The 9,858-nt window shown below is 75.0% G+C and carries 9 protein-coding genes; all 9 read left to right on the top strand.

The features are described from left to right. Positions 1 to 310: 310 nt before the first annotated feature. From D6689_18095 to D6689_18055, 9 genes are read left to right on the top strand one after another with little or no spacing between them, the layout of a single operon-like run. Complete coding sequence (locus D6689_18095; GenBank protein ID RMH38958.1) at positions 311 to 1,321, top strand: polyprenyl synthetase family protein; 1,011 nt, start codon at positions 311 to 313, stop codon at positions 1,319 to 1,321. A gap of 3 nt (positions 1,322 to 1,324) precedes the next feature. Continuing rightward, positions 1,325 to 2,497, top strand: coding sequence for a hydroxymethylglutaryl-CoA reductase, degradative (locus D6689_18090; GenBank protein ID RMH38956.1), 1,173 nt, complete (start codon positions 1,325 to 1,327; stop codon positions 2,495 to 2,497). Between the two features lie 14 nt (positions 2,498 to 2,511). Continuing rightward, the gene (ubiE, locus tag D6689_18085; protein ID RMH38957.1) at positions 2,512 to 3,210 is read left to right on the top strand and encodes a bifunctional demethylmenaquinone methyltransferase/2-methoxy-6-polyprenyl-1,4-benzoquinol methylase UbiE; all 699 of its coding nucleotides are present in this window, start codon (positions 2,512 to 2,514) and stop codon (positions 3,208 to 3,210) included. Further along, the gene (locus tag D6689_18080) at positions 3,207 to 4,580 is read left to right on the top strand and encodes an isochorismate synthase (protein RMH38955.1); all 1,374 of its coding nucleotides are present in this window, start codon (positions 3,207 to 3,209) and stop codon (positions 4,578 to 4,580) included. The genes ubiE and D6689_18080 overlap by 4 nt, the downstream gene beginning before the upstream one ends. Then, entirely contained in the window at positions 4,577 to 6,157 is a 1,581-nt protein-coding gene (gene menD / locus D6689_18075; GenBank protein RMH38954.1) for a 2-succinyl-5-enolpyruvyl-6-hydroxy-3-cyclohexene-1-carboxylic-acid synthase, read from the top strand. The genes D6689_18080 and menD overlap by 4 nt, the downstream gene beginning before the upstream one ends. After that, positions 6,154 to 6,900, top strand: coding sequence for an alpha/beta fold hydrolase (locus D6689_18070; GenBank protein RMH38953.1), 747 nt, complete (start codon positions 6,154 to 6,156; stop codon positions 6,898 to 6,900). The genes menD and D6689_18070 overlap by 4 nt, the downstream gene beginning before the upstream one ends. Beyond that, positions 6,863 to 7,687, top strand: coding sequence for a 1,4-dihydroxy-2-naphthoyl-CoA synthase (menB, locus tag D6689_18065; protein ID RMH38952.1), 825 nt, complete (start codon positions 6,863 to 6,865; stop codon positions 7,685 to 7,687). The genes D6689_18070 and menB overlap by 38 nt, the downstream gene beginning before the upstream one ends. Beyond that, complete coding sequence (locus tag D6689_18060) at positions 7,684 to 8,595, top strand: 1,4-dihydroxy-2-naphthoate polyprenyltransferase (protein ID RMH38951.1); 912 nt, start codon at positions 7,684 to 7,686, stop codon at positions 8,593 to 8,595. The genes menB and D6689_18060 overlap by 4 nt, the downstream gene beginning before the upstream one ends. A 28-nt stretch (positions 8,596 to 8,623) precedes the next feature. Then, positions 8,624 to 9,736 carry an O-succinylbenzoate synthase gene (locus D6689_18055; protein ID RMH38950.1) on the top strand — a complete coding sequence of 371 codons (1,113 nt, stop codon included), beginning with the start codon at positions 8,624 to 8,626 and terminating at the stop codon, positions 9,734 to 9,736. Positions 9,737 to 9,858 lie beyond the last annotated feature (122 nt).

Raw genomic sequence — 9,858 nt, 5'->3', positions numbered from 1 at the left:
TCCGCGCGCCGCGCCGCCGCGGCACCGGCGCCGCGTGTTTGCGCCGCCGCGGCGCCCCGCCCCCGCGCCCGCGCGCCGCGCCGGCGACTCGCCCCGCGTCCGCGCGCCGCGCGCCCGAGCCGCCGGCGGCCGGGTAACCGCCGAAACTCGTTCACATCACCCGACCACTCCGGATTTCGATCGAGTTTTCAGAAACTTTCACATGTTTTTGAAACATCAGAAGTGTAGAACCCCTGTGATGCCTCCCGGAGGACCCATGACCACCGCCGCCGCAGCTCCGACCGCGGACGTGCTCAGCCAGCTCGGCGACGTGTGCGCCGACCGGGGTCTGCACGACCTCGCCACCCGTCTGGCCGACCTTCACGCATGGATCGCAGCGGACATGGACTGCGTCGAGTCGGACCTCACCACGGTCGAGCGCGGCGCGTCCGTCGTCCACCGCTGCGCCCATCACCTCCTCGACCTCGGCGGCAAACACCTGCGGCCGATGTGCGTCGCGCTCGCCGCGAAAGTCGGCGACGGCTTCGGCCCGGCTGCGCGCCAGCTCGCGGTCGCCGTCGAGCTGATTCACAGCGCGACGCTGCTGCACGACGACGTCGTCGACCTCGGCGACACCCGCCGCGGCGCGCCGGCGGCGCGCACCGTCTACGGCAATGCGGCGTCCATCTTCGCGGGCGACTGGCTGCTCGTACAAGCCTTGCAGCGCGTTCAGCGCGCCGCCATCGCCGGCTTGCTCGACCGAACGCTCGACACGATCGACGAGATGATCCGCGCCGAGGCGATCCAGCTCGCCAATCGCGGCCGCGTCAACGCGTCGCGCGCCGACTACTTCGCGGTCGTCGAGGGCAAGACGGCGGCCCTGTTTCGCTGGGCCATGTACGCGGGGGCGCGCGCCGGCGGCGCCGACGAAGCCACCTGCCGGGCGCTCGAGCGCTACGGCCTGCACCTCGGCGTCGCCTTCCAGACCGTCGACGACCTGCTCGACTTCGCGGGGGATACGGCGGTCACCGGCAAGGCGGTGCTCACCGATCTCCGCGAGGGCAAGATGACCTATCCGCTCATCGTCGCGCTCGACCGCGCGCCGGAGCTGGCCGACACGCTCGCCGCGATCGTGGCGGGCGCCGACGGCGACCCGGTTCCGCAACCGCTCGCCGAGCGCGTCCTCGCCACGCTGCACGCGACCGGCGCGCTCGCCGAAGGTCGCGCTCTCGCCGAGCGCCGCGCCGCGGACGCGATCGCGTGCCTTGCCGACCTGCCCGACGGCCGCGCGCGGACGGCGCTCGTGACCGTCGCCGAAGCGACCGTCTACCGCGAGAGGTAACCGATGACCAGCCGCATCCCCGGGTTCTACCGCGAACCGCTCCCCCGCCGCCTCGCGCTGCTCGCCGAGCGCCGCCAACTGTCGCCCGACGCGCTGGCGCTGCTGCGCGCCGGCGGGGGCCTTCCGGTCGATGTCGCCGACCGCATGAGCGAGAACGTCATCGCGTGCCACGGCCTGCCGCTGGGCGTCGCGCTCAACTTTCGCATCAACCAACGCGACTACATCGTGCCAATGGCCGTCGAGGAGCCGTCGGTGATCGCGGCGGCGTCCAATGCGGCGCGCCTGGTCCGCCTGTCGGGCGGGTTCACCGGCGACGCCGACGCACCGGTGATGACCACGCAGGTGCAGTTCGACGACGTGCCGGACGCCGACCGCGCCGCGGACCGCGTGCTGGCACATCGCGACGCGATCGTGCAAACCGCAAATGCGGCCATCCCGCGGATGGTCGCGCGCGGCGGCGGTTGCGTGGACCTCGACGTGCGCGTGCTCGATCCGATCGCCGGCGTGGTCGTCATCCAGCTCTACGTTCACGTCGGCGACGCGATGGGCGCCAACATCGTCGACACCGTCGCCGAGGCGGTCGCGCCGCGGTTGCACGAGCTGGTCGGCGGCCGCGTCGGCCTGCGCATCCTGTCCAACCTGCCGTTGCGCCGGCGCGTGCGGGTAGCGGCCGAGGTGAGCGCGGACGTCCTCGGCGGCGACGCGATCGCCGACGGCATCGCGCGCGCGAGCCGGTTCGCGGAGCTCGACCCGCTGCGCGCGGCCACCCACAACAAGGGCATCATGAACGGGATCGACGCGGCGGCCGTCGCGCTCGGCCAGGACTGGCGGTCGATCGAGGCGGGCGCGCACGCCTACGCGGCGCTCGACGGGCGCTATCGGCCGCTGGCGCGCTGGCGCCGCACGCCCGACGGAGTGGCCGGTGCGCTCGAGATGCCGCTGGCGGTCGGCACCGTCGGCGGCGCGACCGGAGTGCACCCCGGCGTGCGCGCGGCGCTCGAACTCGTGGGCGCGGCCGATTCCCGCGAACTCGCCGTCGTGATCGCGGCGGCCGGCCTCGCGTCGAACCTGGCCGCCCTGCGCGCTCTCGCGGGCGAGGGCATCCAGCGCGGCCACATGAAATTGCACAACCGGAGGCTCGAGGCGGCCGCCGACCAGCGGAGGCATCGGTCGTGACCGCGCTCGAACGCATGGACGGCAGCGGCGCGATGTTCGACGCGATCGCGCACCGCTACGACCTCGTCAACCGGGTGCTGTCGTTCGGCATCGACCGCCGCTGGCGCAAGAAGACGATCCGCGCCCTCGACCTGTCGCCCGGCCAGCGGGTGCTCGACCTCGCCACCGGCACGGCCGATCTGGCGATCGCGGTCGCGCGCGCGTGCCCCGGCGTGACCGTGGTCGGCGTCGACCCGTCCGAGGGCATGCTCGCCGTCGGCGCGCGCAAGGTCGCCCGCGCCGGCGTCGCGGACCGCGTGACGCTGCGCACCGGCGACGCGCAGAGGCTGGATGCCGCCGACGACAGCTTTGACGCCGCGTGCATGGCATTCGGCATCCGCAACGTGCCTGACCGCCCCCGCGCGCTACGCGAGATCGCGCGGGTCGTGCGCCCGGGCGGCCGCGTCGCCATCCTCGAACTGTCGGAACCGCGCTCGGGTCTGCTCGGGCCGCTCGCTCGCTTCCACGTCCATACCGTTGTGCCGCGCGTCGGCGCCCTGCTGTCGCGGGCGCCCCAGTACAGGTATCTACAACAGTCGATCGCGGCATTCCCGCCGCCGGACGAATTTGCCGGCGTGATGCGCGCCGCGGGCCTGCGCGTCGATCGCGTCGCCCCGCTGACGTTCGGCGTTTGCTGCCTGTACGTCGCCACCGCACCGGAGGAAGCGCGATGAGCGCCGAGCCGATGGCCGCCTCGATCGACCGCGCCGCGCCGTGCGCGCCGTCGGACGCCGCCGCGTTCATCGCCCGCGCGCTCGACCGCGCCGCCGGCGCCCTCGTCCACGTCACCGTTCCCGCTCCCGTCGCGCCGCCCGAGGCGCTGTTGGCGATCGCGCCCGCCGAACCCGCCGTCCTGTGGGCGCCGCCCGACGGCCCCGCGTTCGCCGGAGTCGGGATTGCCGCCGAGTTGGACGCGACCGCGTCGCGCGCCGACGCGGCCGCCCTGTGGCGCCGCGTCGCGACCATCGCGTTGTCCGACGCGCCGCCGCGCCCGCGCATGTTCGGCGGCATGGCGTTCGCCCCCGGCGCGGCGCGTCGCGGCGCGTGGGCGCCGTTCGGCGACGGCCGGTTCGTTCTGCCGCGCTGGCGGTACGCCGTCGCTGGCGACCGCGCGTGGCTGACGCTGGCCGGCGTCCGCCCCGGCGCCGACGCGCCCGCGCGCGCCGCCGACCTGCTGCGCGCGCTCGCCCGCGCCGGCGACCGCGGACGACCGGCCGCGAGCGCGCCGCGCGTGCGCCGAATCGATGCGCTGCCGCGCGAGCTGTGGCGGGCACAGATCGACGCCATCCGCGCGGCGATCGCGTCCGGTGCGGTCGACAAGATCGTCGCGGCGCGGTGCACCGCGGTCGACCTCGACGCGCCCGCCGACGCGGCGGGCGTGCTCTCGCGGCTGCGCGCGCGCTACCCGGATTGTTTCCGCTTTGCGTTTCGCTTCGACGGCGCCACGTTCGCCGGCGCGTCGCCCGAGCGGCTGATCGCGCGCGACGGCCGGCACATTGCGACGCAGGCGCTCGCGGGCTCGATCGACGCCGACAGCCGCCCCGACGCGGGCGATGCGCTGCGCGCGAGCAGCAAAGACCAGTCGGAGCACGGCTACGTCGTGCGCGCGATCACCGATGCGCTCGCCCCGCTGTGCGCTCGACTCAACGTGTCGGCCGAACCGGAGATCTGCACGCTGCGCCACCTGCTGCACCTGCGCACGCCGATCCGAGGGACGCTGGCCGGGCCGCACCACGTGCTCGACCTCGTCGCGGCGCTGCACCCGACACCGGCGGTCGGCGGGGTGCCGACGGCCGACGCGGTGCAGTGGATCTGCGCGCACGAACCGGCCCCCCGCGGCTGGTACGCCGGGCCGGTCGGGTGGTTCGACTCGGCCGGCGACGGCGACTTCGCAGTCGCGCTGCGCTCGGGGCTGCTCGCGGGCCATCGCGCGTTCCTGTACGCGGGCGCCGGCATCGTGGCGGCGTCCGACGCCGACGCCGAATACGCCGAGACCGACCTCAAGCAGCGACCGCTGCTCGAAGCGCTGGGTGTGGACGCATGATCGCGCAGGCCGACATGGCGCGCCGGTTCGTCGCCGCGCTGGCCGCCGCGGGCGTCCGCGATCTGGTCGTCAGTCCCGGGTCGCGGTCGACACCCCTGGTGCTGGCGGCGCTCGACTGCGGCGACCTGCGCTGCCGGGCGATCATCGACGAGCGGTCCGCCGCGTTCTTCGCGCTCGGGATGGCGAAGCGATCCGGGCGGCCGGTCGCCGCCCTGTGCACGTCGGGCACCGCCGGGGCGCACTACTACCCGGCGGCGATCGAGGCGGCCTACTCGTACACGCCGCTGGTACTGATCACGGCCGACCGTCCGGCCGAACTTCAGGGCTGCGGCGCACCGCAGACCATCGACCAGATCGATCTGTTCCACAAACACGTCCGAGCCGCCGTCGCAGTGGACCCGGACGACGACGCGGCCGCCGCCAAGGTCGCCACCGCCGTCGCCGCCGCGCGCTCGCCGGTCCCCGGTCCCGTCCACCTCAACGTCCGGTTGCGCAAGCCACTGGAGACGCGCGCCTCGCAGGCGGTCGTCCCGCCGATACCCCGCACCTACGCGGCGCCGCACGCCGACCCACCGGCGGACGCCGTCCGCGCGCTGGCCGACGCGTGCGCGGCCGAGCGCGGGGTGATCGTCGCCGGGCCGGCGCCGCTGGCGCAGCGGCGCGCGCGGGCGGCGGTCGAAGCGCTGGCGTGCGCGACCGGCTATCCGCTCGTCGCCGAGGCGGCATCGCAGCTCAAGTTCGGCGTCGACGTGTCCATCGACGGTTTCCCAGCCCTGCTGTCGGCGGAGGCCGCGCGCGAACGGCTGCGCCCGGAGTTGATCCTGCAACTCGGCGCGATGCCCGTGTCGACGGCGTGGCGCGAGTACCAGACGCGTTGGGCCGACGTGCCGCGCTGGGTCATCGCGCCGTGGGGACGACCGGACCCGCTGCGAACCGCGACGGCGCACGTCGCGGCGGATGTCGGCCGCACCGCCGCGGCCGTCGCCGAGGCGATCGGCTGCGTGCGCGCGCCGACCGCCTGGGCGACCGCGTGGCGGGCCGGTGCGCTCGCCCCCGGTCCCGCCGCCGATGCGGTGCGCACGGCGGTGCGCGCACTGCCGCCGGCCGGCGTCGTGTGCGCCGGCAACAGCCTGCCGATCCGGTGGCTCGACGCCGCGTGCAGCGCGCGCGACACCGACGCCGACGTGTGGTCGCAGCGCGGCGTCGCCGGCATCGACGGCCTGATCTCCGGGGCGGCCGGCGCCGCGGCCGCCGGCGACAGCCCGACCCTGCTGCTCGTCGGCGACGTGAGCTTCGCCCACGACATCGGCGGCCTCGCCGCGGCCCGCGACGTGCGCACGCCGCTCGCGATCGTCGTGCTCGACAACGGCGGCGGTCGCATCTTCGACGAGCTGCCGGTCGCGGCGGCCGTGGCGCCCGACGACCTGTCTCGGTGGTGGACGACGCCGCCGCGCGTCGACCTCGCCGCCGCGGCGCGGGCCTTCGGCGTGCCCTACGCGCCGATGGACGACGCGAGCCTGGCGGCGGCGTTCGAGCGCCGCGGCCCGACGCTGCTGCACGCGGAGGTCGGCGCGTGACCGTCGTGTTGCTGCACGGGTTCACTGGCGGCCCCGCGTCGTTCGCGCCGCTCGCGCTGGCCGACGCCGTGGCGCCGCCGCTGCTCGGTCACGGCGCGCCGCCGCCGTGGCCGGAGGACTTCGCCGGCGAGGTGGCCCGCATCGCCGCCGCGTTGCCGCGCGGCTGTCACCTCGTGGGCTACTCGATGGGCGCGCGCGTCGCGCTCGGCGTGTTGGCGACGCACCCGGGCCTCGTCGCGCGCGCCACCCTCATCGGCGTGCGTCCCGGCCTGCCGAGCGAGCGGGAGCGCGCGGCCCGCCGCGCTCGCGATGCGCGCTGGATCGACCTGCTCGAGCGCGACGGTATCGACGCGTTCGTCGCCGCGTGGGAGGCGCAGCCGATGTGGGCGAGCCAGCGCGGCTTGCCCGCTGCCGCGCGCGCTGCGCAGCGCGCGCTGCGCCGCTCGCACGACCCGCACGGCCTGGCCGCCGCACTGCGCGCCCTCGGGCTCGGCGCCATGCCCGACTACACGCCGTTTCTGCCCGCGATCGACGTGCCGGTTCACCTCGTCGCCGGCGAACTCGACGCGACGTTCGCCCGCATCGCGCGCGCCATGGCGCGCCGCATGCCGAACGCGCGCGTCACCATTGTCCCCAACTGTGGCCACAATCCCGTGCTCGAGGCACCGGCTGCGGTGGCCACTGTGATTCAGCCAAGGAGCTCCGATGACCGCGATCAACTGGAAAGCCGAACCGGGATTTGAGGACATTCGTTACGAAAAGAGCGGCGACGGGATTGCGAAGATCACGATCAACCGCCCCGAGGTGCGCAACGCGTTCCGCCCGCAGACCGTGCGGGAACTGGAGCGCGCTCTCGCCGACGCGCGCGACGACGGCAGCGTCGGCGTCGTCATCCTCACCGGCGAGGGGCCGGACGCGTTTTGCGCCGGCGGCGACCAGCGCGTGCGCGGCAAGGCCGGCTACGTCGGCAGCGACGGCGTGCCTCGCCTGAACATCCTCGACGTCCAGATGCAGATTCGTCGCATGCCGAAGCCCGTGATCGCGATGGTGGCCGGCTACGCAATCGGCGGAGGCCACGTGCTGCACCTGGTGTGCGACATCACGATTGCCGCGGACAACGCGAAGTTCGGCCAGACCGGCCCCAAGGTCGGTAGCTTCGACGGCGGCTTCGGCGCGTCGTACATGGCGCGCATCGTCGGCCAGAAGAAGGCGCGCGAGATCTGGTTTCTGTGCCGCCAGTACGACGCCCAGCAGGCGCTCGACATGGGGCTGGTCAACGCGGTCGTCCCGCTCGAACGCCTCGAGGAAGAGACGATCAAGTGGTGCCGCGAGATCCTGGCCAACAGCCCGATGGCGATCCGCTGCCTGAAGGCGGCGCTCAACGCCGACTGCGACGGCCAGGCGGGCTTGCAGGAGCTCGCGGGCAACGCGACGCTGCTGTTCTACATGACCGAGGAAGGCCAGGAGGGCCGCGACGCGTTCCTGGAAAAGCGCCGGCCCGACTTCTCGAAGTTCCCGCGCTACCCGTGACCGCGCACGCCCACGCCGCCGCCCGCTCGCCCGCCGGCCGCGCGCGGGCATGGTGGCTCGCCGCCCGCCCGAAGACGCTGTGGGTCGGCGTCGTCCCGGTGGCCGTCGGCTCGGCGGTCGCCGCGGCGGCCGGCGGGTTCGCGCTCGGCCCGGCGCTCGCGGCGCTCGCCGGCGCGGTCGCGATCCAGATCGGCACCAACTTCGCCAACGACGCCTTCGACTGCCTGCACGGCGCGGACGGCCCGGATCGGCTCGGGCCGACCCGCGCCGCCGCGGCCGGGCTGCTGTCGCCGAGGACGCTGCTCGCCGGCACGGCGGTGGCGTTTGCCGTCGCGCTGGCGGCGGGCGCGTACCTCGCAACGATCGGCGGTTGGCCGATCGTCGCGATCGGGCTCGCCTCGCTCGCGTCCGGACTCGCGTACACGGGCGGTCCCTACCCGCTGGGCTACCACGGCCTCGGCGACGTGTTCGTGTTCGCGTTCTTCGGCGTCGTCGCGGTGTGCGGTACGGTGTACGTACAACTTGGGACCGTGCCCGCGCTGGCCTGGTTGGCGTCGGTCCCGATCGGCGCGCTGGCGACCTGCGTGCTCGCGGTCAACAACGCGCGCGACGCGGACACCGATGCGCGCGCCGGCAAACGGACGATCGCCGTCCGGTTCGGCCGCCGCGCGGCGCTCGTCGAGTACGCGGCACTGGTCGCGATCGCCTACGCGGCGCCGGTCGCGATCGTCGCGGCCGGACTGGCCGGCCCCTGGGCGCTGTTGCCGCTCGCGAGTGCGCCGCTGGCGGCGCAAACCGCCCGCGGGCTGTGGCGCAGCCGTCCCGAGCAGATGAATCCCTTTCTCGGCGCGACCGCGCGGCTGTTGATCGTCTACGGCGCGCTGCTCGCCGTCGGCGTGCTGCTGTAGGCCGCCGTCGATCGGGTACAGTCGGCGCGTGGACGGGCGATGGGTCATACGTGGCGGGTCGGTGCGGCGGGTGACCGGGCGCGTCGCCGACCGCCCGGGTGCGCGCGCGGCGAACGCCCGGCGCGCGTGGACCGAGCGGCGCGGCGTCCGACTGCAGCTCGTCGACGCCGACGGCCGCATCGGCCAGGGCGAGGCGTCGCCGCTCGACGGCTACTCGCCGGACACGGTCGAACAGTGCGAGCGCGCGCTCGAGGCGGCGCTGGCGCGCCTGCCGGTCCGCGTCGACTCGATCCCCGCCGCGCTCGCCGAGTTGGGCGTCGACCGCGCCGTTCCGGCCGCGCGGTTCGCGGTCGAGACCGCCGTGTTCGATCTGGTCGGCCAGCGCACGGACGAGCCGCTGTCGCAGCTGCTCGCGCGGGTCGACCCGATCGGCGGCGGCGCGATCGCGCGCGACGTCCCGCTGGCCGCGCTGGTCACCGGCACATCCCCCGCCGACGTGCTCGCCGGCGTGCGCGCCGCGTGGAATCAGGGCATTCGCACGGTGAAGCTGAAGATCGGCCGGCCGCGCGCGTTCGCCGCCGAATGCGAGTTGCTGGCGCAACTGCGCGCGCAGTTCGGCTTCGACCTCGCGCTGCGGCTCGACGCCAACGCCGCGTGGAACCCGGACGAGGCGGCCGACCGGCTCGCCGCCCTCGCGCCGTTCGCTCCCGAGTTCGTCGAGCAGCCGGTCGCCCCGGACCGCATCGACCAGCTGCGCGACCCTCCTGTCGCCATCGCGGCCGACGAGAGCCTGCACGCGGCCCACACCACCGCCGAAGACGTGTTTCGCAGCGAGGCGTGCCACGTGGCCGTGCTCAAGCCGACCGTCATCGGGGGCTTGCTCGCGTGCCGGCGGCTCGCGCGCCTGGCCGCCGAGCACGGCGTCGACACCGTCGTGTCGCACACGTTCGACGGCCCGATCGCGCTGGCCGCCGCCGCGGAGCTCGCCCTGTCGCTGCCCGAGACGCGCGCCGCCGGCCTCGCGCCGCACGCCGGGCTGGGCGCGTGGCCGCGCGTGCGCATCCCGCAGCTGCGGCCCAACCGCGTCGTGCCGCACGCCGGCGGCGGTCTCGGCGTGCCGCCGGTCGAGAGCGGGCGATGACGGATCCGACGCCCGCGACCGCGCTGTCGATCGCCGCGGCGGCGCGCGAAGCGCCTGGACGAATCGCCGCGATCGTCGGAGGCGATGCGTACACGTTCGCCGATCTGGCCGACCGCGCCGCG

Source organism: Deltaproteobacteria bacterium (assembly GCA_003696105.1).
Taxonomy (GTDB): Bacteria; Myxococcota_A; Polyangia; order Haliangiales; family J016; genus J016.
This window is presented reverse-complemented; position numbering and strand designations above follow the sequence as displayed.